Annotated in this window: 27 protein-coding genes; 12 read left to right on the forward strand and 15 right to left on the reverse strand. The window is 60.7% G+C overall.

The genetic code is table 11. The features are described 5' to 3' along the window. Positions 1-2: 2 nt before the first annotated feature. The 4 genes from edd to OEZ49_RS11265 form a co-directional block, all read right to left on the reverse strand. Entirely contained in the window at positions 3-1,808 is a 1,806-nt protein-coding gene (gene edd, locus OEZ49_RS11250) for a phosphogluconate dehydratase (RefSeq protein WP_263388391.1), read from the reverse strand. A 2-nt stretch (positions 1,809-1,810) separates the two neighbouring features. Continuing rightward, positions 1,811-3,262, reverse strand: a complete 1,452-nt coding sequence (gene zwf / locus OEZ49_RS11255; RefSeq protein ID WP_263388392.1) for a glucose-6-phosphate dehydrogenase — start codon at positions 3,260-3,262, stop codon at positions 1,811-1,813. A gap of 794 nt (positions 3,263-4,056) precedes the next feature. Beyond that, a complete protein-coding gene (ptsP, locus tag OEZ49_RS11260; RefSeq protein ID WP_263388393.1) occupies positions 4,057-6,300 on the reverse strand; it encodes a phosphoenolpyruvate--protein phosphotransferase in 2,244 nt (747 codons plus the stop codon). A gap of 47 nt (positions 6,301-6,347) precedes the next feature. Then, positions 6,348-7,586: an aspartate kinase gene (locus OEZ49_RS11265; RefSeq protein ID WP_263388394.1), complete on the reverse strand. Its 1,239-nt coding sequence runs from the start codon at positions 7,584-7,586 to the stop codon at positions 6,348-6,350. Positions 7,587-7,768: 182 nt separating this feature from the next. Here OEZ49_RS11265 and OEZ49_RS11270 point away from each other — a divergent pair, with 182 nt between their 5' ends. Then, the gene (locus OEZ49_RS11270; protein ID WP_263388395.1) at positions 7,769-8,122 is read left to right on the forward strand and encodes a hypothetical protein; all 354 of its coding nucleotides are present in this window, start codon (positions 7,769-7,771) and stop codon (positions 8,120-8,122) included. Here the strand turns inward: OEZ49_RS11270 and OEZ49_RS11275 are convergent. The 5 genes from OEZ49_RS11275 to OEZ49_RS11295 all read right to left on the reverse strand — a co-directional run bounded on the left by OEZ49_RS11275 (position 8,116) and on the right by OEZ49_RS11295 (position 11,167). Further along, a complete protein-coding gene (locus OEZ49_RS11275; protein ID WP_263388396.1) occupies positions 8,116-8,754 on the reverse strand; it encodes an SDR family NAD(P)-dependent oxidoreductase in 639 nt (212 codons plus the stop codon). The genes OEZ49_RS11270 and OEZ49_RS11275 overlap by 7 nt on opposite strands. Position 8,755: 1 nt before the next feature. Then, positions 8,756-9,193, reverse strand: coding sequence for a DUF1178 family protein (locus OEZ49_RS11280; RefSeq protein ID WP_263388397.1), 438 nt, complete (start codon positions 9,191-9,193; stop codon positions 8,756-8,758). A 77-nt stretch (positions 9,194-9,270) separates the two neighbouring features. Beyond that, entirely contained in the window at positions 9,271-9,762 is a 492-nt protein-coding gene (locus tag OEZ49_RS11285) for an NUDIX hydrolase (RefSeq protein ID WP_317853167.1), read from the reverse strand. Positions 9,763-9,863: 101 nt separating this feature from the next. Further along, on the reverse strand, positions 9,864-10,622 hold the full coding sequence (locus tag OEZ49_RS11290; protein WP_263388398.1) for an EcsC family protein: 759 nt from the start codon (positions 10,620-10,622) through the stop codon (positions 9,864-9,866). Positions 10,623-10,678: 56 nt separating this feature from the next. After that, positions 10,679-11,167: a GNAT family N-acetyltransferase gene (locus OEZ49_RS11295; protein ID WP_263388399.1), complete on the reverse strand. Its 489-nt coding sequence runs from the start codon at positions 11,165-11,167 to the stop codon at positions 10,679-10,681. 82 nt (positions 11,168-11,249) lie between these two features. Here OEZ49_RS11295 and OEZ49_RS11300 point away from each other — a divergent pair, with 82 nt between their 5' ends. Both OEZ49_RS11300 and OEZ49_RS11305 read left to right on the forward strand, forming a co-directional pair. Continuing rightward, positions 11,250-11,855 (forward strand): flavin reductase family protein, encoded by a 606-nt coding sequence (locus OEZ49_RS11300; protein WP_263388400.1) that lies wholly within the window; start codon positions 11,250-11,252, stop codon positions 11,853-11,855. Beyond that, entirely contained in the window at positions 11,855-12,493 is a 639-nt protein-coding gene (locus tag OEZ49_RS11305; RefSeq protein WP_263388401.1) for a CatB-related O-acetyltransferase, read from the forward strand. The genes OEZ49_RS11300 and OEZ49_RS11305 overlap by 1 nt, the downstream gene beginning before the upstream one ends. Before the next feature lie 108 nt (positions 12,494-12,601). On the opposite strand, the gene OEZ49_RS11310 is transcribed toward OEZ49_RS11305, so the two are convergent. Beyond that, complete coding sequence (locus tag OEZ49_RS11310) at positions 12,602-14,236, reverse strand: SulP family inorganic anion transporter (RefSeq protein WP_263388402.1); 1,635 nt, start codon at positions 14,234-14,236, stop codon at positions 12,602-12,604. 162 nt (positions 14,237-14,398) lie between these two features. On the opposite strand from OEZ49_RS11310, the gene OEZ49_RS11315 reads away from it, so the two are divergent. The 9 genes from OEZ49_RS11315 to OEZ49_RS11350 all read left to right on the forward strand — a co-directional run bounded on the left by OEZ49_RS11315 (position 14,399) and on the right by OEZ49_RS11350 (position 19,402). Then, positions 14,399-14,980 carry a hypothetical protein gene (locus OEZ49_RS11315; protein ID WP_263388403.1) on the forward strand — a complete coding sequence of 194 codons (582 nt, stop codon included), beginning with the start codon at positions 14,399-14,401 and terminating at the stop codon, positions 14,978-14,980. A 75-nt stretch (positions 14,981-15,055) separates the two neighbouring features. After that, the gene (locus OEZ49_RS11320; RefSeq protein ID WP_263388404.1) at positions 15,056-15,928 is read left to right on the forward strand and encodes an S-methyl-5'-thioadenosine phosphorylase; all 873 of its coding nucleotides are present in this window, start codon (positions 15,056-15,058) and stop codon (positions 15,926-15,928) included. Positions 15,929-16,035: 107 nt separating this feature from the next. After that, positions 16,036-16,278 (forward strand): hypothetical protein, encoded by a 243-nt coding sequence (locus tag OEZ49_RS11325; protein WP_263388405.1) that lies wholly within the window; start codon positions 16,036-16,038, stop codon positions 16,276-16,278. A 106-nt stretch (positions 16,279-16,384) separates the two neighbouring features. Then, entirely contained in the window at positions 16,385-16,711 is a 327-nt protein-coding gene (locus tag OEZ49_RS11330) for a Rossmann-fold NAD(P)-binding domain-containing protein (protein WP_263388406.1), read from the forward strand. 350 nt (positions 16,712-17,061) lie between these two features. Further along, positions 17,062-17,208: a DoxX-like family protein gene (locus OEZ49_RS23045; protein ID WP_397545662.1), complete on the forward strand. Its 147-nt coding sequence runs from the start codon at positions 17,062-17,064 to the stop codon at positions 17,206-17,208. Next, entirely contained in the window at positions 17,208-17,444 is a 237-nt protein-coding gene (locus OEZ49_RS11335) for a DUF2269 domain-containing protein (protein WP_263388407.1), read from the forward strand. Before OEZ49_RS23045 ends, OEZ49_RS11335 begins: the two co-directional genes overlap by 1 nt. A gap of 61 nt (positions 17,445-17,505) precedes the next feature. Then, complete coding sequence (locus OEZ49_RS11340) at positions 17,506-18,135, forward strand: LysE family translocator (RefSeq protein WP_263388408.1); 630 nt, start codon at positions 17,506-17,508, stop codon at positions 18,133-18,135. A 76-nt stretch (positions 18,136-18,211) separates the two neighbouring features. Further along, positions 18,212-18,751, forward strand: coding sequence for an adenine phosphoribosyltransferase (locus OEZ49_RS11345; RefSeq protein WP_263388409.1), 540 nt, complete (start codon positions 18,212-18,214; stop codon positions 18,749-18,751). Positions 18,752-18,919: 168 nt separating this feature from the next. Continuing rightward, positions 18,920-19,402, forward strand: coding sequence for a fasciclin domain-containing protein (locus tag OEZ49_RS11350; protein ID WP_263388410.1), 483 nt, complete (start codon positions 18,920-18,922; stop codon positions 19,400-19,402). Positions 19,403-19,444: 42 nt separating this feature from the next. Here the strand turns inward: OEZ49_RS11350 and OEZ49_RS11355 are convergent, their stop codons facing one another. From OEZ49_RS11355 to OEZ49_RS11375, 5 genes are all read right to left on the reverse strand, one after another. Next, positions 19,445-19,618, reverse strand: coding sequence for a DsrE family protein (locus tag OEZ49_RS11355; RefSeq protein WP_263388411.1), 174 nt, complete (start codon positions 19,616-19,618; stop codon positions 19,445-19,447). Positions 19,619-19,720: 102 nt separating this feature from the next. Beyond that, entirely contained in the window at positions 19,721-19,879 is a 159-nt protein-coding gene (locus OEZ49_RS11360) for a hypothetical protein (protein ID WP_263388412.1), read from the reverse strand. A 176-nt stretch (positions 19,880-20,055) separates the two neighbouring features. Continuing rightward, positions 20,056-21,471, reverse strand: a complete 1,416-nt coding sequence (locus OEZ49_RS11365; protein WP_263388413.1) for an FAD-binding oxidoreductase — start codon at positions 21,469-21,471, stop codon at positions 20,056-20,058. A 39-nt stretch (positions 21,472-21,510) separates the two neighbouring features. Continuing rightward, positions 21,511-22,335 (reverse strand): MBL fold metallo-hydrolase, encoded by an 825-nt coding sequence (locus OEZ49_RS11370; RefSeq protein ID WP_263388414.1) that lies wholly within the window; start codon positions 22,333-22,335, stop codon positions 21,511-21,513. Between the two features lie 54 nt (positions 22,336-22,389). Beyond that, positions 22,390-23,556, reverse strand: a complete 1,167-nt coding sequence (locus tag OEZ49_RS11375; RefSeq protein WP_263388415.1) for an acyl-CoA dehydrogenase family protein — start codon at positions 23,554-23,556, stop codon at positions 22,390-22,392. Positions 23,557-23,558 lie beyond the last annotated feature (2 nt).

Genomic DNA, 23,558 nt, shown 5'->3' on the forward strand with positions numbered 1-23,558 from the left:
CCCTACCCTCCAAAGATGCTGGCGCCGGTGTCGGCAGATCCGACAACCGCGCGGAACGCCGAGAACAGCTCGCGCCCGGTGCCGAATTGACTGCCCGACAGGTCCGCCAAGACGGGCGCACGATCGAGCGCCCCATCTGTCAGGATGTCGAGAACGCCAGTCTCGGCATCGACCCGCACCATGTCGCCATCCTGCAACCGCGCAATCGGGCCGCCATCCAGCGCCTCGGGCACCACATGGATCGCGGCCGGAACCTTGCCCGAGGCCCCCGACATGCGGCCATCGGTGACAAGGGCCACCTTTTGCCCACGCCCTTGCAGGATTGACAGGATCGGGGTCAGCGAATGCAGTTCGGGCATGCCGTTTGCCTTTGGCCCCTGGAAACGGACCACCACGACCATGTCCCCGGTCAGTTCCCCGGCCCGGAAAGCGGATTTGACGTCTTCCTGATCGTGGAACACCCGCACCGGGGCTTCGACAATACGGTGTTCCGTGGCGACTGCGGAAACCTTCATGACAGCGGTGCCCAGCGAGCCGGTCAGCCGCGACAGGCCGCCGGTCTGCTGGAACGGGTCCGAGGCGGGTCGCAGGATCTTTTCGTTGAGGCTGTGATCCGTACCGTTCTGCCACGTCAGCCCGGTATCGGTCAGCGTCGGCTCCTGTGTGTAGCGCTCCAGCCCCTGCCCGGCGACCGTCTGCGTGTCGGGATGCAGAAGCCCAGCCTCCAGCAAGGTATGGATGGTGTATCCCAACCCGCCTGCGGCATGGAAATGGTTCACATCCGCCAGACCGTTGGGATAGACGCGCGCAACCAGCGGCACGACCGAAGAAATATCGGCAAAATCGGCCCAGTCCAGCAGGATGCCCCCCGCCCGCGCCATGGCAACAAGATGAATGAGCAGATTGGTCGATCCGCCTGTCGCCATAAGCCCGACGATACCGTTGACATAGGCGCGTTCATCGAGAATCTGCGCCACGGGGGTATAGCTGTTGCCCAGCGCGCTCAAGGCAAGCGCCCGGCGCGCGGCCTCTTCGGTGAGGGCATCGCGCAGACCGGTGTTCGGCGGCACAAAGCTGGCCCCCGGCAGGTGCAGACCCATGAACTCCATCAGCATCTGGTTGGTGTTTGCGGTGCCGTAGAAGGTGCAGGTGCCCGGACCATGATAGGCCGCCATCTCGGCCGCCATCAGTTCTGCTCGGCCGCACTCGCCCGCCGCGAATTTCTGGCGCACCTTGGCCTTTTCATCGTTGGGCATGCCGCTGGTCATTGGCCCAGCGGGAATGAAGACAGCAGGCAGGTGCCCGAACGTCTGCGCCGCGATTACCAGGCCCGGCACAATCTTGTCGCACACACCCAGAAACACCGCCGCATCGAAGGTGTTGTGGCTGAGCGCCACACCGGCCGCCAGCGCGATCACGTCGCGGGAGAACAGCGACAGCTCCATACCAGGGGCTCCCTGGGTTACACCATCGCACATGGCAGGCACGCCGCCAGCCACCTGCGCCGTTCCACCTGCTGTCCGGGCTGCGCGGCGGATCAAGTGGGGATAACGTTCGAACGGCTGATGCGCCGACAGCATGTCGTTGTAGCTGGTCACGATCCCCAGGTTGCCTGCGCTGCTGCTTGCCAGTTTCTGCTGATCCTCTCCTGCCCCGGCATAGGCGTGCGCCTGACCCGAGCAGCTCAGATGTGCGCGCGCAGGTCCGTTGGCCCGGGCAGCCTCCATCCGGTCAAGATAGGCAGAGCGCGGAGCAGCACTGCGTGCCGCAATCCTGTCGGTGACCCGTTGGATGACCGATCGAACCATGCTCAACCTCCTATCTGGCGCCAGCGGCGCCCGTCGCGATGCATCAGCATCAGGGCCTCTTCGGGGCCTGAACTGCCCTGGTCGTAAGGGAAGGGTCTGTCTCTGGTGCGCTCCCATCCCTCAATGATGGGATCGGCCCAGGCCCAGGCCGCCTCAACCTCGTCGCCGCGCATGAACAGCGTCTGATCGCCCCTTATCACATCCATCACGAGCCGCTCATAAGCATCCTGTGGCCGGGAATCCGCGCCCAACGCCTCAGCAAAGCTCATGTCGAGCGGCACTTCGGCCAGACGGAAGCCGCCCGGTCCCGGATCCTTGATCGTGGTCCGAAGGGTGATCCCTTCGTCAGGTTGCAACCGGATGATTAGCTTGTTGCCGTGAACAGGTTCCACATTGGGGAAAATCGTGTGTGGCGGATCGCGGAATTGCACCATGATCTCGGACACCCGCGCGCGCAACCGCTTGCCGGTCCTGAGGTAGAACGGCACCCCGGCCCAGCGCCAGTTGGCAATCCTGACCTTCATGGCGATAAAGCTTTCCGTTCGGCTTTGCGGATCACCGACATGATCGAGATAACCATCTTCACCTTCAAGGGCGCGGTATTGCCCTCGCGCAATGTCCGTCGACGCGACGGGATCGAGCGCCTCGATCACCTTGACCTTTTCATCCCGCACCGCATTGGGCGTGAACTTCGAGGGAGGCTCCATCGCGGTCAGGCAGAGAAGCTGCACCAGATGGTTCTGCACCATGTCCCGCATGGCGCCGGAGTGATCGTAATACGCTTCTCGCCCCTCGATCCCGAGGCTTTCGGCAACCGTGATCTGGACATGGTCGATATGGGTCGCGTTCCATAACGGTTCGAACAGCGAGTTGGCAAACCTGAGCGCCATCAAGTTCTGCACCGTTTCCTTGCCCAGGTAATGATCGATCCGATAAATCTGATGCTCCTGAAAGAACTTTCGCAGGCTGGCGTTCAGATCGCGCGCGGTTTCCAGGTTCCGGCCAAACGGCTTTTCCACCACGATACGGGCGTCTGGGGTCGCCATCCCGTGTTTTTCGAGTTGCTCAGCGATCCCGGCAAAGAGTGACGGACCGACCGACAAATAGAAGGCGCGCACAACATCCGGTCTTAACCGGTCATTCAGGGCCGCCCAGCCTGCATCCGACATCGCATCAACCGACACATAATCGAGACATCCGAGAAACCGATCCAGAACCGCCGGCCTGGAAGGGGTATCCGGCGTGAATTCCTCTATCGCCGCCCTGACATCGGCCTTGAAGTCATCCGGATTCATGTCGGTCCGAGCCGAACCAATGATGCGTGCCTCTTCCGGGACCTGGCCAACTTCGTAGCGATGAAAGAGCCCGGGGAGAATTTTCCGCCGGGCCAGATCTCCGGTAGCGCCGAAGAGGACAAGATCGAACGGTTCAACCGGAATAACACGGGATACCATTATTCTTCCTTTGCGAGGGCCCAGACGGATCGCACCAAAGCAACATCACATCCAGCCAAATGTTAGCGATAACATTTCTTCATCTTCTTTACTCAGTTCCACGAGAATATCAAGTCATGGAGAATACAAAACAGCGCTGTAGCCGCCTTGGGACCTGTCAGTCGGCGCAAATCGGAGCCAGCGAGGCCAGAAATTTGTTCGGAAGGCCACAAAGCGCCTTGGATGTACCTTTAATATGTATAAAAATCAAATATTTAAACCTCAACTTCCCGCAAAATTCGACCTGAACCTTCGTGGCAACTCGGCGACCGAGAGTACTCCTGATCATTGCAAAAAGCGACGTAAGCATAACCATATAACCATTTAAAAATAAACGAAAAATCATAGATAATGCCAATACTTTTCTTCACCCCTTGGTCTTTCACGCATCCCGTCATAGGGACGTTCAGGTCGGGCAATCTGTTACTGCCATTTTATCCACTATACTCCTGTGAATAGTATGTGCAGTAGATTGGTCGCCAGTCGTACAGTGGTAATTTTTTTAACTCAATTGCCAAAATATCTATTACGAAGATCATATTACGTTAAAAATTCTGGGTCTAAAACCGATTGAGTTATCCACATATCCGACGTGCCGGGAGCTTGCGCCACAAAAGCTCATATTCAGGGCCAGCATGAGAGTCTGATCCCAATCATATGAAATTCTGAGAATATTCAGTGAAAGGTGGCACAGTTGCCAAACATCGGGATTTGTCCCCTTGGAGCTTGCCAGAAAGTAGGAGTCTGGATGTTCTTCAGCCCTGCTGACGGAACCATTCGGTTATCGCAGGCCGCACAGACTGCACGCCCTTGTAACGCTCTGCAAAGATGATCTCGCGTAGCTTCCTCAAGTCTGTTCTCAATAACAAACTTTTAACCGGCCCAATTGAAGCTGGGCGCATCGACAGAGTGCGAATTCCCATCGCGGCCAAACAGACTGCCTCGATAGGACGCCCTGCATCCTCGCCGCAAAAGCTGAGCGGTGTGCCGGACTCGTCACATCGTTCGACGATTTTTTCGATGAAAGTCAAAAAGCTACAGTTCAACGTATCATAACGGCGGCGGACACGCTCGTTTTCGCGGTCGGCGGCAAAGAAAAACTGCTTGAGATCGTTACCCCCGATTGAGAGAAAGCCCACCTCGTCAAAGAACTTTTGCGGTGCAAACGCCAGAGATGGCGTTTCGAGCATCGCACCAATTTCCAGGGATTCCGGTAACTTGTGGCCCAGAATTCGCTCACGCTCGATGGTCTTGTCTACCTCGACACGGGCGGCACGGTATTCTTCGGCTTGCGCGACGAAGGGGAACATGATCGTCAGCGGACGTCCGTTGGCCGCACGGATCAGTGCCTGCAACTGCATTCTCATGATGCCAGGCTTGTCCAGCCCGACCCGGATCGCACGCCAGCCCAGCGCCGGGTTGGGCTCGTCGGTTGGCTTCATGTAGGGCAGAACCTTGTCCGACCCGATATCGAGCGTGCGGAAGACTACACGCTTACCTTTGGCTGCATCCAGCACCCGAGAATAAAGCGCCACCAGTTCCGAGCGTTTCGGCATCTGGTTGCGCACCAGAAATTGCAACTCGGTGCGGAACAGTCCCACCCCCTCAGCACCCGAACTTTCGAGCGAAGGCAGATCGGCCATCAGGCCCGCATTCATCACCAAATTGATGCGTTGCCCTTCCAGCGTGACGGCAGGGGTTTCTCGAATCGAGACATAACGTGCCTGGGCATCGGCCTGCATCGCAATCTTGTCCTGAAAGGCACTGACAACGCTGTCTTCTGGACGCAGATGCACAATGCCTTGGTCACCGTCGACAAGGATATGGTCACCGTTCAATGCCTCGGTCGTGATGCGTTCCGCATGAACGACCAGAGGGATCGCCAAGGCACGGGCGACAATCGCAGCATGGCTACCGACCGAACCCTCTTCGAGCACGATCCCTTTAAGAGAGCGACCGTATTCCAGCAGATCACCGGGGCCGATGTTGCGTGCAACAAGAATCGGGTCGGCCGGAAGATCAGCGCCTGTTTGTTTGCCTTGACCTGTCAGGATGCGAAGAAGCCGGTTCGACAAATCGTCAAGATCAGCCAGCCGTTCACGAAGGTAGGCATCCTGTACCTGCTCCATTCGGGCCCGCGCCTGCGACTGTTCCTTTTCGACCGCCGCCTCGGCACTCAAACCGCGCGCGATGTCCTCTTCCATCCGCCGCATCCAGCCTTTGGAATTGGCGAACATGCGATAAGCTTCCAGAACTTGCAGCTGCTCCTTGTCGCCATTCTGGGACATTTCCAGCATCCGATCGACGCCGACCCGCAACTCTTCGATCGCCTCATTCAGCCGTTCCAGTTCGCGATGCGGATCGTCGGCAATCGGGTTGGTGACAACCACACGAGGTTCATGCAGCCAGACATGACCTTCGGCCGCACCCTCCTGCCCGGTCCCCCCCCGGAACATCGCGGACTTCTGATGGAGCGGCGACAAAGCGGCGCCTTCGCCGACAAAGGCACCCAGTTCGGCCATTTCGGCCAGAACCATGGCAACCACTTCCAAAGCATAGACTTCGTCGGCCGAGAACTCCCTGGCGATGCGGGACTGTACAACAAGCACGCCCAGTTTTTCGCCAAGCCGTTGGATCGGGATACCAAGGAAGGAGGAGAAACGCTCTTCGCCTGTTTCCGGCATATATCGGAAACCCTTGGCCGAAGGCGCGTCGGGCGTGTTGACGACCTTGCCCGACTTTGCCACGCGACCAACCAGACCTTCGCCCAGACGCATGCGTGTCTGGTGGACAGATTCGGGTTTCAACCCTTCGGTGGCACACAGTTCCAGCGTTTCGGCGTCGCGGAACAGATAGACCGAACAGACCTCGGTTCCCATGCTGTCGGCGATCAGATGGGTAATCCGATCCAGACGAGCCTGACCGGCTTCGTCCGACGCCATCGCTTCTCGCAGCCGTCCAAGCAGCTTGCGGGATTCGCTTTCCGTTCCGTCCGCCATGGGCCCCTGTGCCTTGCTGTGGTCAGGCGCGTCCGGGTCCGAAAGGATTAGGCCGCCTTGTCCAATTCAAACGCATCATGCAGCGCTTGCACGGCAAGTTCCATGTATTTCCGGTCGATCAGAACGGAAATCTTGATCTCTGAAGTTGTGATGACCTTGATGTTGATCCCCTCATCCGAGAGGATCTTGAACATCTTGGCCGCAACGCCCGACTGGCTGCGCATGCCGATACCGACAACCGAGACCTTGCACACGTCATAGTCGACGATCAGCGACTCGAATTCGAGATGACCGGCATCGCGCACGGCATTCATCGCCTTTTCGGCGCGCGCCACCTGATCGGTGGGGCAAGAGAAGGTCATGTCGGTAATGCCCTCCTCGGACACGTTCTGCACGATCATGTCCACGTTCACCCCGCCATCGCTGAGCGCGGTAAAGATGGTGGCGGCGACACCAGGACGGTCCTGAACCGAAACAACGGTCATCTTGGCCTCGTCGCGGGAATAGGCCACACCGGAAACGACATTGGATTCCATGATTTCCTCCTCATCGACGACCAGCGTTCCCGCCTCGTCCGTTTGTTCCTCAAAGCTGGAGAGGACACGCAGTTTCACCTTGTATCGCATGGCCAGTTCGACAGAACGGGTTTGCAGCACCTTGGCCCCCAGCGAAGCCAGTTCGAGCATTTCCTCGAACGATATTTTTTCCAGCTTGCGCGCCTTGGAGCAGATACGCGGATCGGTGGTATAGACCCCATCCACATCGGTATAGATGTCACACCGCTCGGCCCCAAAGGCCGCCGCAAAGGCCACCGCCGTCGTGTCCGAGCCACCGCGGCCAAGCGTGGTGATCCGGCCCTCGGGGCTAACGCCCTGAAAACCGGCGATCACAGCGACTTTCATCCCTTCGGCGAATTTCTGGTTGATGTTGTGCGGCGGGATATCCTCGATCCGGGCCTGGCTGTGGGCGCTATTGGTCATCAGCGGCACCTGCCAACCCTGCCAACTGCGGGCGGGAATATCCATTTCCTGCAGGGTCAGCGCCATCAAACCCGCAGTCACGTTCTCACCCGACGACACAACAGCATCGTATTCGCGCGCATCGAAAAGGGGGGAAGTTTCGTTGACCCAACCGACCAGTTCGTTGGTCTTGCCCGCCATGGCCGAAACGATGACGATCACGTCATAACCCTTGGCCACCTCGACGCCGACGCGTTTGGCCGCGCGTCGGATACGATCGAGATTGGCAACCGATGTGCCGCCGAATTTCATCACGAGCGTTGGCATGGGGGCAAAGTCTCCGCGCCTTGGAAATGGTCTGGAGCCTCATATGCAAGGGGGTGTGCAAGATCAAGGGGGCATTCAGGGCGCACCGATTTGACGCAGGGCTCGGGTGTTGCGAACAGGGTTTACAGAGGGTGGCCCTGATGCGAGCGTCAGGTGACTGTACTCCGGATCAAGGATTGCCCATGCGTGCCACCCTTCTCGCTGCCAGCCTATGCGTTTATCCATTGTCTGTGCTTGCCGCCACCGTATCAGGAACCGATGGACAGAACGCGCTGGGAACCGTGCCCTGTGCAACCGCCGGTCTTGCACTGTCGGATTGTCCGGCGGAACTGCGCCGCAAGGAGGACGGGACCGCAACACTGGCTGTCATCCTGCCCGGCGGCGAGGTGCGCAACATCTACTTCGAAAGCGGAAAACCGGTGTCGAGCAGTTCGCCTTCATCCATCAGTTCGGAAACCGTTGGGGACACAATGCGGATCTACATCGAACCGGGCGAAATTTTTGAACTACCTGTAGCGGCGGTCGCGCCTCAGTAAGGGTGCGCCCGTCCATCCCAAGTTTCGAAACATCCGGTCGTCTCAAGGGACAGCGCGGAAAACCGCTCTGCCAGCCCTTTAGCGGCCGTGTCCACGGTGATGTCTGCGGCTCCTCCCCCCATGTCGGTCTGCACCCAGCCGGGGTGATAGATGCCCACGGCGATCCCATCGCCCGCAAGATCTGCGGCCAGATTACGGCCCAGATTCAACGCCGCCGCCTTGGAGGCGCGATAGATGTAGCTGCCGCCAGGCGCCCGCGTATGCGACGCCATTTGCGACGAGATGATCGCAATCTTGCCCCGCGCGGCGCGCAGGTTCGGCAGCAGCGCCTGAACCGTCAGGAACACGCCGGTGACATTCGCCGCAAACGTATCGGCCCACATCTGGGCCGGATAGCCGTCGATCTTTTGCCCCTTATCCAGATAGACTCCGGCATTGCAAACCAGCAGGTCCACATCCTGCCCGGCCAGCGCGGCGGCCATGTTCCGTTGCTGTTCAGGGTCGGTCACATCGAGCGAAATCTCGCAGCTTCCATTCCGTGCGGCACCGGTTACCCGGTGCCCTTGTGCGCGGTATTGCTCGACCAGGGACTTCCCAATTCCCCGGTTCGCTCCGGTGACGACGACATGCACGTTAATTGGCCTTTCGGTTGGGCAGAAACGGCAATGGAGATACCGGAATGCCATCCTCTAGCAGGGCTTTTGCCTCTTCGACCCTTGCCTCTCCATAGATCGAACGCTCGGGCGTTTCACCCAGATGCATTTTGCGCGCTTCCGCAGCGAAATCTTTTCCGACGTAATCCGAATTCTGTTCGATTTTCTTGCGTAGCTCCGCCAGCATCTGTTCTGCCGGACTTGCCGGGGCGCTCAAAGGACGTTCGGTATCCTGCGATCCGGCCGCAGACCGCGCCGGGCGGACCCGGGGGGTCATCATCGCCTTTTCAACCTGATTACCACCGCAAATCGCACAATTCACCAACCCAGACGCGGACAGCTTGTCGAACGCCGCCGCCGACTGGAACCAGCTCTCGAAGCTGTGGCCTTCACTACATTTCAGAGAATATTGAATCATCAAGACATTCCCGTACGGTCTGACAAGTAAATATCCACCGAACCATCAAGATCAAGTGGACCTTCCGACGCGCGCGATCAAAACTGCATCTGACGCAAGTGATCCAGATCGACAGAACCAAGCAAGCGCGCCAAGTCAGGTTCACCGGCAATCTTGGCCGCCTTTGCCACCGAGAACCATTTGCGCCTGCGTTCACCACGTTCGGGATACCTGTCGGCCAGTTCGCTGACATGGATCGGATAGACCTGCACCATACAGGGGACCGGCCCTCGTTTCCCAAGGATCTTTGAATAGAAGAAAAGACCTACGCTGCTGGCATGAACGGTTCCGATGACGCCGGCCTCTTCCCAGGCTTCGCGCGCGGCGGCGCCAGCGCCATCGCGCCCCTTCATCGGCCAGCCCTTGGGGAGTATCCAGCGCCCTGTGCGGCGCGTCGTTACCATCAGCACTCTGAGCGTTTCTCCTTTGAAGCGATAGCACAGAGCCCCATATTGCATATGGCTCGTCGCAAGGCCGGTTTCGATGGAAAACTCTGGCTGAGGTTGTGGATTCATTGACACATCGACCATGATGACCTGCCACTCCGCCGAGCGGCCGACTCGAGGGGTGACGCTGTCCTTACCTCATGGCCGCACCCCGGTACATATCTGAATTCCGGGGAATCGCCCGTTTAGCGCGCGGCAAGCGCCATCCGATCGCTCAGACGGGACACCAGCTCGCCATGCGGGATATCCGCGTCAATCGCCAGCTTGCGCAACCCGAAATGGACATGCGCGATCTGCTGATAGTACCGGGTATAAACGTAGTTCACCGACGCACCGGCCATGGCCCCAAGGATCGGCACCGATTGAACCGCCAGTTTCTGTCCCATGGCCGCCGCCAGCCGCGGAGCGACGGCGGCGATCATCTTTTGCATCGCATTGCCGGTCAGGGTCAGCCTGAGTGAAACAAAACCCAGGTCAGCACCGTCATCCACCGCCAGCGGGCCCGCGGCTGAAAACACCCGGATACAGTCGAATTGCACATTTTCCGAAGCCGGATCAAAGCCGTAACTGGCCGCCACATCCTGTATTGCCCGCAACAGAACGGTGGTTGTGACCGGCAGTTCCACAAGCGCGGTGGACAGACCACCCAGCCCGCCAGCTGCGCCCATTGCTGTTGTCCAGACCATGTTGCCGCGTTCGGTTTGTTTCGGCAACGCGCGCCGCGACCCTTGCGCCGCCCGCATCGCCAGGGAAAGGGCGCGTTCGGTCGCCTCGGTCAAGCCGCCGCGCACCTGCTGTGGCAGCTTGTCCAAAAGCGACTCGGCCTTGCCGCCGACCGCATTCAACACCTGGATGCCGATGCCGCCCGCGGCCCGATACCGCTGCGCCAGCGAATCCAGTTCGGCCTCGACATCAACCGGCGCGACAATCACGATATCCTGCATGGACTCACCTCCCGATCCCGTTCAACATCGGGTTTGTTCAACCGGATTTCAACGGATCACCTTGTCCAGCGGGTAACGTGGCCGGTGACGCCCTTCCAGGCATCCGGCGTCAGTTCCAGTCCCAGAACGCGATCCGGGTTCGTGGGCGGCGGCATGATTACGCCATCAAGCCGGGAGAAGCCGAACCGGCTGTAGTAAGGGAAATCGCCGACAAGCATCACCCGGTCCCAACCGCTGTTGTGTCCGGCCTCAAGCCCTTCCTGGATCAGAAATCCACCGAGCCCCTCGCCCTGATGGGTCGGGTGTACGGCAACCGGCCCCAGAAGCAGCGCATCAGCGGCCCCCACATGGACGGGCCAGAACCGGATCGCGCCCGCCATGGTGCCGTCACTGTCCCGTGCAACCATCGACAAACCGGCGACGGGCGGGACGTCATCGCGCAATCGGTAAGATGACAACGCAGTGCGGCCCGGAGCAAAACACAGGTCATACAGCGCCTCGACTTCCCACCAATCGTCCGGTGTTTCCGGTTTGACTTCGATCACCTTCCGCCCTGCCTCTCCTCTTGGGTGGAAATCGCCCTATCACTTCGTTACCCCTAGGGCAAACGCTTGGAGACGACCGCACATGTTCTACAGACCCGAAGACGGGCACGGCCTGCCGCATAACCCGTTCAACGCGATCATCACGCCACGTCCCATCGGCTGGATATCGACCCGCGCCGTCGATGGCACCAACAATCTGGCCCCCTACAGCTTCTTCAATGGCGCCGCCTATGTCCCGCCACAGGTGATGTTCTCGACCACGGGCAGCAAACCGGACCAGGACAATACAAAGGACACGGTCGCCAATATCGAGGCAACCGGTGTCTTCTGTGTGAACATCGTCGAATACGCGATGCGCGATGCGATGAACGCGACCTCTCAGACGCTTCCGCGTGAGGTGGATGAATTCGCCCATGCCGGGCTGACACCCGAGGCGTGCAAGACCATCGCCTGCGCGCGCGTCGCAGGCGCCCCGGCGGCACTGGAATGCAAGCTGACCCAGATCGTCACCCTGCCCGGCGTGTCAAACCGGGTGGTCTTTGGCGAGGTAACGGGCATCCACCTGCGCGACGATTGCCTGAAGGATGGGATTTTCGACGTCACGACCTACCAGCCGCTGGCCCGGCTCGGCTATCGCGACTACACTGTAGTGCGCGATCTCTTCACGCTGGCCAGGCCAGACGACTGATGCCTCTGCCCGATTCCAGCCGCCGCTACCCGATCACCCTGCCGGACGGAACGGAACATGCCGGCACCGTCTTTCTGAACCGGGTGATCGACCATCCCCGGTTCCGGGCCGGGGACTACAGCTATGCTTCGGACTTCGACCCTCCGACGGATTGGGCGAACCGGCTGGCGCCCTATCTGTTCCCGAATTCCCGCGAAACGCTAACACTTGGGCGGTTCTGCCAGATCGCCCACGGGGTGCGCTTTATCACCGCCTCGGCCAATCACGCGATGGACGGGATCACCTGTTTCCCCTTCCCGGTCTTCGACCCGGCGCAAATGGCCTCCTACCAACCCGACTGCCGCGATACCGTGGTGGGCCACGATGTCTGGATCGGCTATGGTGCGATGATCCTGCCCGGCGCCCGGATCGGAGACGGCGCCCTCATCGGGGCCGGCGCAGTGGTGCGCGGCACGGTGCCGCCCTATGCGGTTGTTACCGGTAATCCCGCGCGGGTGATCCGCTACCGGTTTGACCCGGAAACAACTGTAAGACTTCTTGACCTGCGCTGGTGGGATTGGCCGCCCGACCTTATCATCCGGGCCGAACCAGCGCTTCTCGCGGGCGACCTCGCTGGGCTCGCCACCCTTGCACCGTAGATCCTCTTGATTCTTGGCGCAGATATCAAGGAACGCGAGGCGAGAGCCTCGCCCCCCGCGCCAAAGGCGCGGCACGGGCAGGTCGAGGGCCGTCAGGCGCGCTCCCGATCAGTGGCCGCCTAGGATGCCCGTCCGCACCGAGTAATCCACCGCCAGCCCGTAATCGGGATCATCGTCACTGTCGACCATAAGGTGCCCGGCCTTGGTCAGCAGCTGGTGGCAGTCGCGACTGAGATGCCGCAGCATCACCTGCTTGCCTGCCGCCTCGTACTTCAGCGCCACCGCCTCGATAGCCTGTAACGCCGACTGGTCGACAACTCGGCTCTCCTTGAAATCGACGATCACTGTGTCGGGGTCATCTTCGACCTCGAAGAGTTCAACGAACCCGTCGGTCGAGCCAAAGAACAGGGGCCCCTGGATTTCATAGACCTTGGCGCCCTTGGCGGTGTGCGACTCGCGCGTCACCGCATGGATGCGCTTGGCGTTGTTCCACGCATAAGCCAGCGCCGAGACGATGACCCCCACCACAACGGCAACCGCGAGGTCCTCCATCACGGTCACCACGGTGACCAGAACGGTGACAAAGGCATCGGTCAGCGGCACCTTGCGCAGGATCATCAGCGAGTTCCAGGCAAAGGTTCCAATCACCACCATGAACATCACACCCACCAGCGCGGCCAGCGGGATCTGCTCGATCAGCGGTGCGCCTACCAGGATGAACACCAGCAGGAACAGCGCCGCCGCGATCCCCGCCACCCGTGTCCGGCCGCCGGATTTCACGTTGATCATCGACTGGCCGATCATCGCGCAGCCGCCCATGCCGCCAAAGAAACCGGTCACCACATTGGCCGCGCCCTGGGCGATACATTCCTGGCTGGCGCCACCGCGCTTGCCGGTGATGTCGCCAACCAGGTTCAGGGTCAGCAGCGACTCGATCAACCCGATGGCGGCGAGAATGACGGAATAGGGCAGGATGATCTCCAGCGTTTCCCAGTTCAGCGGCACCATCGGAATGTGGAACTGTGGCAGACCGCCCTTGATCGAGGCCATGTCGCCGACCCGCGGTACATCCAGCCCGGCGCCGATCACCAGCGCCGCGACCACCGCGATCCCCGCCAGCGGCGCCGGAATGACGCGGGTGACCCGCGGCATGATCCAGATCACCACCATGGTCAGTGCCACCAGCGCCAGCATCAGCATCAGCGGCCCCCCAGACAGCCATTCCCCGCCGCCCAGCCCGTGACCGGTGTTTTCCATGCTGCCCGGCACCTTGAACTGTCCCATCTGCGCCAGAAAGATCACGATGGCCAGACCGTTAACAAAGCCCAGCATGACCGGATGCGGCACCAGCCGGATGAACTTGCCCCATTGCATGACCCCGGCGACCAGTTGCAACAGGCCCATCAGCACCACGGTCGCAAACAGGTATTCCACCCCGTGCTGCGCCACCAACGCCACCATAACCACCGCCAGCGCCCCGGTGGCGCCCGAGATCATGCCCGGCCGCCCACCAATTAGTGCGGTGATCAGCCCGACCAGAAAGGCCGCGTAAAGCCCCACCAGCGGGTGCACCCCGGCGACAAAGGCAAAGGCCACCGCCTCGGGCACCAGCGCCAGCGCCACGGTCAGCCCCGACAGTAGCTCGATCCTGAGTCGCGAGGCGGTCAGCGGCTCGTCCGGCATCCAGCGCAGATCGGGAATGGCGAGACGATTGGCAACACTTGCCAGGAAGGCACGGGGCATGGGGCAGATCCAGATGGGGAGTTCGCGTTCCGGGCTTTGTAACGAAACGGGACCCATCCGGCCATGGCATCACGCGGGTAGCAGCCATGCGCAGCACACATGACTACCCGGATCGCAGCAACGTGATTTGCAGTTAATACATGCGCCACAAAGTTTTGAGCTATGCGATTTCTGACCCCTCTCCTGTTCACCACCCTCGCTGCCCTGCCCGCCCATTCCCAAGACATGCAGGGCAGAGATACCGCCGGCAACTGGCAGGTCACCCATCACCGGTTGATCGGCATCTGGGATTCCATGTGCGACGAGCGCATGGAACAAGGACACATCGTACAGCGCTGCTATCTGCGGCATGTAGGCGTGTTCTCGCCTCAACCCGCGTTTGCCGCGCAATACCTCTTTGTCACACCCGAGGACCAAGGCTTCGCGGTCGAGATTGGCATCGAACCGGGCACGCTGTTTGCCCCCGGGGGCATCCGTGTCGAGCGCGCTGAGAGCCGGGTCTGGCACAGCAACTGGCCCGGCTGCCTGACCGGCTTGGGGTGTAACTTCTCGGGCAGCAGCGCCGAGGAGCTGATCACTGCAATGCGTCAGGGCGAAACCTTCCGCTTCACCTTCCGCGACCAGCACGGGCTGGCGCAGGACCTTGCCTGGCCACTCGACCAGTTCGAGGCGGCCTGGCTGGATTTTCTGGCGCAATCCCGGCAGCGCAGGCTGATATGCGAAGGCGACTGCCAGGGCGGATAAGCCGCGCCCTTGAAAAACGCGCCGGAATCCGCACAACTCGGACGCGAAACGCCCGCAACAGGAAAAGGCCCAGACATGCGCAACACCAAGATCGCCGTGATCGGTGGCTCCGGCATCTATGACATCGACGGGCTGGACGCGGCGGAGTGGGTCAGCGTCGACACCCCATGGGGAGCTCCCTCGGACCAGATCCTGACCGGGCGACTGGGTGGCGTCGACATGGCCTTTCTACCTCGGCATGGGCGCGGCCACGTACATTCCCCGACCGAGGTTCCCTATCGCGCTAATATCGACGCGCTGAAACGGCTGGGTGTCACCGACGTGATCTCGGTGTCCGCCTGCGGCTCCTTCCGCGAAGCGATGGCGCCGGGGCATTTCGTGATCGTCGACCAGTTCATCGACCGCACCTTCGCGCGCGAGAAAAGCTTCTTTGGCACCGGCTGCGTCGCCCATGTGAGCGTCGCTCATCCCACCTGCCCGCGCCTGTCGGACGCCTGCGAGACCTCTGCCCGCTCCGCTGGCATCACGGTACATCGCGGCGGCACCTATCTGGCGATGGAAGGGCCGCAATTCTCAACCCTGGCTGAATCCAAGATGTATCGCGAACACTGGGGCGCCGATGTGATCGGCATGACCAACATGCCCGAGGCGAAACTCGCCCGCGAGGCCGAGCTTTGCTATGCCTCCGTCGCGATGGTCACCGATTACGACAGCTGGCACCCCGAGCATGGTGAGGTAGACGTGAGCCAGATCATCGCCACGCTGATGGGCAATGCCGACAAAGGCCGCGCCATGGTCAAGGGCCTGCCCGCCCTCTTGAACGCCGAGCGCGTAGATTGCCCGCATAGTTGCGACCGGGCGCTCGAGAATGCCATCCTAACCGCCCCCCAGGCGCGCGATCCCTCGCTGCTCGCCCGGCTTGACGCGGTTGCCGGCCGGGTGCTGTGACCGACGCACCAAAGGTTCCACTACTGGGGGCGGATGGTTTCATCGACCGCATATCGCATTGTTGCCTTCGCGCGCTGGGTTGGACTGTGCTTGCATCAGCCCGGCGAATGGGCGCGCTCGACCAGATGGGATATCAGACCGTGGCCACCGATCTAGCCCGGCCCGAAACTGACGGCTCCGCCTTTTGGACACTACACTTGAGGGGCTGCCTATACGTTGTGAATGCGGCGGGGCTGCTGACGGGCGGCGACGACACCTTTCAGGCCCTGCATGTATCGGCCCCCAATTCCGTCTATGATTATATGCCCAATGATTGCCGCGCCGTGCTGATTTCAGCGGTGGAGCTCTAGGCCGACACACCCTTTGCCCGTTTCCGAAGGGCAGGAGAGGCATTGGCGAAACGGTACCGGGTCACCATCCTGCGGCCCGGTCTGGTGCTGGCCGACAGCGCCGAAGGTGGGTCCGTTCTGGCGCGGGGGGCTGGCGGCGCTGCCGCTGGCCACGCCCGAGATGGGCAGGGGCGAGCAGATGTTCAACCCGATCCAGGCCACCGATCTGGCGCGCATCATCATGGCCCGTCTCACGAAAGGTCCCGACCCCGGCGCGCATGAGATCGGCAGACCAGAACGGGTAACGCAAGGAAGATTGCTGAAAGCCATACGCCGCTGGCTGGAGCTGCGCCCAGTACCTGTGCTACCGATACCCCGGTTTCAGGCCCGCGGGATATCACGAGTGGGGGATGCGCTGAGATTCGAACCGATCTCTACCACCGCGTTAGACTAGCTTGCCAAAGGGGTCGAGGCGCAGGATGCGCCACTTTTGGGGCATCTGCCCGAGCCCGAACATCCACGCGGGTTTTCGCGGTTCTTGGCTGCACGGCCCACAGGCACAGCCGATCTCTGGCACGCACGGCTTTACTTGATGAAATCGACGCTGAGGCTAGTCCGAATCCTTCTTTGCCTCGTCTCCGGGCTTCTTTGGCTCTTTTTGCCTTCACAAAGTTTACTGCCGCTGATCCGCGAAGGGATGCTTTCGGATCCCATCCTGATCGTACTGGCTCGCGCAGGCAGGCGGCGGATGTGTTGCTAGCAATCGGTCTGGCAACGGCATGACGACTGAGGTTGCTTGGCTAGCTGCAGCTTGGCCTTTTCCTGGCCTATACAGTGGTCTTTACGGCGCTGGCCTCTGGCCTGTGGTTGCTGCCGCTTGGTAAATTGCTAAAGAACCTGCCGATCTTGATGCTAATCTGGCTGTTTCTCGTGATGGAGGAGGAGCACTGATGGATCCCTATTTTCTGGCCCGTTGGCTGAACATCCTGCCCTTTGCCTGCTGGGCCCCGGTGGTGCATCTGCAAATCCGCTTCCGCGATCTGACAGGTAAGGCTCATGCAGTCGGAAAACTTCTTCCCGACGAGGCCCGGGACCTCTACCGCATATGGTTTACCCTCGGCTGGTTGGCCTTTGGCGCGCTGACCGGCAGTTTATGTTTGATGGTTACGTGCCCGGCGTTTTGGTAACTCCGCTTGACGTGATCTGCAAAGATGGGCTTGCTTGAGCCATCCCTTTCGGAGTTCCAAAATGCCTCTTGACCTCTGGATTGCCTTTGTCGCAGCTTCCACCGCCCTTTTGTTGATCCCCGGCCCGACGGTACTGTTGGTGCTGAGCTATGCCCTGTCCAAAGGGCGAGGAGTGGCCGTCGCCTCAGCAACCGGGGTGGCATTGGGCGACCTGATCGCGATGAGCGCCTCGCTCGCCGGGCTTGGCGCCCTGGTGCTGGCCTCGGCCACGCTGTTTGCGGTCCTGAAATGGGTCGGAGCCGCCTATCTGCTGTGGCTCGGCTATCGCCTGTTCCGCAGTGCAGGTACCGCCGGACTGACCCAGGTGCCGGTGTCACACGAGGTCAGCGCACGCTCGGTCTTTACTCATGCCGCCGCCGTCACCGCGCTCAACCCGAAATCCATCGCCTTTTTCATCGCCTTCGTACCGCAATTCCTGCGCCCCGAGGTGCCGCTCTTGCCGCAGTTCGCGGTACTGATCGCAACCTTTGTCGGCCTTGCCGGGCTGAATGCGCTTGCCTATGCGATGTTGGCTGATCGCTTGCGCCTCTGGATTGGGCGGCCAACGGTGATCTCTGGTCTGACGCGCACGGGTGGACTCACGCTGATGGGTATGGGAATTGCAACTGCCCTGTTGCGCCGACCGGCTTAAAAACTGTGCCGACGCGATCCAATAGTGGTCCGATCAAACCTGCCGAATGGCAGTCAAAGAAGATAGAGATACGCCCTTGTCCAGAACCAAATCCGTCCGCGATTACATCCGCACAATTGTCGACTTCCCTCATGAAGGGATCATGTTCCGGGATGTGACCACGCTGTTTGCAGATCCGCGCGGGTTTCGCATGGCGATTGACCAGATGCTACACCCCTACGCGGGGGAGCAGATCGACAAGGTCGTCGGACTGGAGGCGCGCGGCTTCATCCTCGGTGGGGCCATTGCCCACCAGCTGAGCGTCGGGTTCGTACCGATCCGCAAGAAAGGCAAACTGCCCGGAACCACCATCAGCCAGGACTACAAGCTGGAATATGGCGAAGCGATTGTCGAAATCCACGATGACGCGATCCAGCCGGGGGAAAAGATCCTGCTGGTCGACGATCTGCTGGCAACGGGCGGAACCGCTGCTGCGGGTATCAAACTGATCGAACGGCTGGGTGGCGAGATCGTTTCTTGCGCCTTTATCATCGACCTGCCCGAACTTGGTGGCCGAAAGGTGCTGGAAAAGATGGGCATGGACGTGCATGCCCTGTGCGAATTCGAAGGTCTTTGATCACGACGATTCACGAAGTTTTGACTGGCCGGATCAAAAACCTGCGGCTTAGGCCGCGCTCTATTTCCGTCAAGTGAGCGGGTCGCTAATTTGCTGACATCCGATACCCGGAATTCTGCGTAATCGACTTCGATGCCAACACCGGCAGCAAACCGAAGGAGATACCGAATGTTTCGAAAGTCAGCCCTTGCTACCGTCGCCGCTGTTCTGTTTGCCAGCTCGGCCGGCGCGGGTGGAAATGCCAAGGATATCGTCGATACAGCCGTGGGCGCGGGCTCGTTCTCGACACTTGTGGCTGCTGTTCAGGCTGCGGGGCTTGTGGACACGCTGAAAGGCGATGGCCCCTTCACCGTCTTCGCCCCGACAGACGAAGCCTTTGCCGCGCTGCCGGCGGGCACGGTCGAGAACCTGCTGAAACCGGAAAACAAAGACCAGTTGATCGCGGTGCTCACCTATCACGTGGTTCCCGGCAAGGTGATGTCGACGGATCTTAGCGACGACATGACCGCGACCACCGTGCAGGGCGGCTCGGTGACCATCGACCTGGATAACGGCGTGATGGTGAACAATGCGACCGTATCTGCGGCGGATATCGAAGCCAGCAACGGCGTCATTCACGTCATCGACAAGGTCATCCTGCCGAAAGGATAAACCGTGTTTTCGGGGCCGGCCGAACCGGCCCCGTTTTTCCCATCACGGACGCACGTAGGCGTAGCCCTGCTCTTGCAATTCGATGAGGCGGCCGACGCACGAAGGAACGACTGTTACCTCTGTCATCAGTTCGATCTCGTGCCCGGCCTTCTTGCTCATGGCAGCCTTGGTGTTGCCGCAAGCCGCGAAAGACAGGTTCTCCATCTCCAGGCTCATGACCGATATTCGGTCGGCAACGGGGCTTTTGCCGGGGATGTACATATTGAGACCTGGGCCATGGGCCACGACCTCTACGACGACGGTATCGCCCACACTTTCTTAATGCTTGGTGACATTTGCCACGTCGTTTAGCGCTATGTTCATGACCTGCGGATCATTCTCGTCCACATGAACAGCGAGATAATGCGTCTTGCCTTCGGCCCAGGCACCGCTTGCTGTCGAAAAGGCCGGAGCAGCCGCCAGAAAAAGATGTTTCATTTTCGTGTTCTTCCCTGAACACTATCATTGTCACGCAGTAGGAGGCATATGCATAGAAAAATCATATTTCGTGCATTCATTTGTCCGTGACAGTTGGGTTGATGCGTAACAGTGAACGAGTTTTCCTGTAACCCTGTCCGCGACTAGCTGTTGCCAGCAGAGGCACGAAACCCAGGCTAAGTGCGCAGGACCGCTCCGGGGTTCATGATCCCTACTGGATCGAGCGCTGTCTTGATCGCCCGCATTGCCGCCAGCTTCACCGGGTCGCCATAGCGGATCAGGTCATCGGCCTTCAACCTGCCGATCCCGTGTTCGGCGCTGACCGATCCGTCCAACGCGTGAACCAGGTCGTGAACGGCGCGCTGGACCCGCCCGGCCACCGCTGCAAACTCGGTCCGGCTGTGCCCCTTGGGCGGGAAGACGTTGTAATGCAGGTTGCCGTCACCAAGATGGCCGAAATTGTTGATCCGGAAAGGTCCGATTTCGGCGACAGCGGCAGCGGCCCGCTTGATGAAGTCCGGGATCGCCGAAAGCGGCAGAGACACATCGTGGCTCGAGACTGAGCCGATCAGCCGATTGGCCTCGGGCAGGTGTTCGCGAACAGTCCACAGCTCGTAGCGCTGCGCCTCGCTTTGGGCGATTACTCCGTCGTCGGCGAGACCAGCGGAAAGCGCGGTCTCGAACAGATGCTCCAGTGCCTCGCTTGCTTCTCCATCGCCCGACAGACCCAGTTCGATCAGAACACACCATTCCGGCGGAGTTTCAAAAGGCTGACGCACCGTCGGCAGAACTTCGGTCAGGAACTCAAGACCCTGGCGATGGATGAGTTCAAAAGCGCTGACCGCCTCGCCGACCTGCGCGCGTGACAGAGACAGAAGTTCAAGCGCAGCCTTGGGCGACGACACAGAGAGCATGGCCGTACCGATTGACCCCGGTACCGGCGACAGTTTAAGCGCGGCCGCCGTAATGATGCCCAGCGTCCCCTCGGCGCCGATCAGCAGGTTGCGAAGATCATAGCCGGTATTGTCCTTTCTGAGCCGGGACAACCCGTGCCACACCTGACCCGAAGGCAGCACGGCCTCCAATCCCAGGCAAAGGTCACGAGTGTTGCCGTAGCGCAAGACGTTCACCCCGCCCGCGTTGGTCGACAGATTTCCACCGATGCGGCACGATCCTTCGGCAGCCAGCGACAAGGGAAACAGACGGTCTGCTTTGGCAGCCGCAGCCTGAATATCGGCCAGGATACATCCTGCCTCGGCCACCAGCACGTTTTCTTCGGGATGAACCGCACGGATGCGGTTCATTCTTTCGAGCGAAACGACAAGCGGAGCAGGGCCGTCCGGCATCACTTGCCCCCCGACCAGCCCGGTTCCGCCGCCATAGGGCAATACCGGAACCCGCCACTGGTTCGCCGCCCGGACAAGGGTTGCGACGTCATCCACCGTGCGCGGCAGCGCCAGTACACCCGCCTGCCCCTGCCAGCGGCCACGCGGCTCGGTCAAATAGCGTGGCTCGACCGGGCGCAGAACACCTTCGGGCAACAGCCCGCTCAGATGAGCGGCAAACGGGGCGTCGGCGGCATTCAGCGTCATGACCCCAGTGATGCCTCAGCGCCATTTCCCCGGCAAGCCCTATTCATCGGGGCGCAGGTAACGCGGCTCCAGCACAACCACCGTGGGACGATCCGGCAGGTTTCGCAGGCTGACCTCGATCGAGGAAACCCCATCGCGGCGAACATCGAACTCGTTGCCGATTCCGGCCAGAAAGGCGTTCAGCGAATACCCCGAAAACCAATGCATCGGGATCACGACCGAGGATTTCAGGCGTCTGAGCACCTGCATCATTTCCGGCAGTGACATGGTCGTACCCCCATCGACTGCCGCCATGACCACATCAAGCCGCCCGAGCGCCGCAAACTGTGCATCGTCGGGTACATGGTGCAAATGTCCAAGATGCCCGATGCACAGCCCCGCCACCTCGAAAACAAAGATCGAATTTCCGTTCGGCTCGATCCCGCTGAAATCCGACCTGATATCGGTCGAAACATTGCGCACCAGCATCTCGCCCAGGTCAAGATAATGGTCGATCCCTTCGCCAAACGGTCCCCACCCTTCGAGGACATGGGGAATCGCCGGGTCGGGAAAGGCCGTCCAGTGCGTCTCGTGCGCATGGTTCATGGTCACGATGTCGGGGATCAACGGCGCGGTGCCGAGAAACCCGGTGAAATCAGTCACAGCCGTCAGTCCTCCCTCGGTCTGAAGCAGGAAAGAGGCATGAGCGATATAGCTGATCCGCACCGCGTATTGCGGCACCGGCAATTGCCAGTTGGCCAGTTGAACATACTCCATCCCCGGCGCGGCATCGGCAATCGCGATGCAATGGCTTGGACGGCGCTCTTGGGCGCTGACCGGGGTTATGATCAGGGCAAGAAAGACAAAAACAATCGATCGCAACATCGGTATCCCTCCTGCCCGAAAGATAGCACGGCTTGGACCGTCGTCGAACCTCGCTCAATTTCCCAGCAAGTCGCGCGCGATGACTTCGCGTTGTATCTCACTGGTACCTTCGTAGATGCGCATGACGCGGGCATCGCGATAGAGCCGCTCGATCTCGTACTCGCGGGAGTAGCCGTTGCCGCCATGCAGTTGCAGCATCTGATCGACGACCCGGCCGCAGGTTTCCGAGGCTACCAGTTTCGCCATCGACGCTTCGCCGCGGATCGGGATTCCGCTGTCCAACAGGCGCGCGGCTCGGAGCATCAATAACCAGGCCTGATCCAGCGCACAGCGCATATCGGCCAGCAAAAAACGGCTGTTCTGAAAGGCCGCCACCGGTTGACCGAATACCTGCCGTTCCTGAGCGTAGGACAACCCCAGTTCAAAAGCCCGTTCGGCGATTCCCAAGGATTGGGCGGCGATAGCAACCCGGTTGGGCGCCAGCGCCCCCAAAGCCACGCGGTACCCCTGCCCCACCTGGCCGACCACATTCGCCGCAGGTACCCGAACGCCGTTGAAATGCAACTGGGCGGTGCCCGAGGACCGCAGGCCCATCTTATCCTCGACTCGTCCCAAGGAAAATCCGGGCGCATCCGCCTCGACAATGAAACAGGTAACCGCACCCTCGCCCGCCTCGGGCGTCTTGGCGAAGATCACAAAGACCTCGGCCCCGGCAGCCCCGGTGATCCACTGTTTGGTGCCGTCGATAATCCAACTGTCGCCTTGAGAGCGCGCCGTAGTACGGATCGCCGCGGCATCCGACCCGGCCCCCGGTTCTGTCAGGCCAAAAGACAGCGCCCCCCGTTCGCCGCGCGCCACGGGCCGGAGAAACCGGTCGCGTTGATCCTCGGTGGCATGCCCCGCGAGTATGGCCGCCGAAAGGTTCGACGCCACCATGATCACAGCAACCGAGGCGTCAGCCCGGGCGATCGCCTCGACCGCAAGCGCATAGGCGAGATTGTCGGCACCATGCCCTTCGTCCTTGGTGGAGGTCTTCATTGCCATCCCACCCAGTGCGGCCAACTCCGACACCTGCGTCGCCGGGAATTCTGCGCTGCGATCCCGCTCCGCCGCACCGGGCGCCAGCCGGTCGGCGGCAAACCGCGCCATAGTTTCGCGTATCGCGCGCTGCTCTTCGCTGAGATCGAACCCCAGCCGCTCGATATCCGGAAACTTCTCCATGC

The organism is Ruegeria marisflavi, assembly GCF_025673445.1.
GTDB classification, from domain to species: Bacteria; Pseudomonadota; Alphaproteobacteria; order Rhodobacterales; family Rhodobacteraceae; genus Ruegeria_B; species Ruegeria_B marisflavi.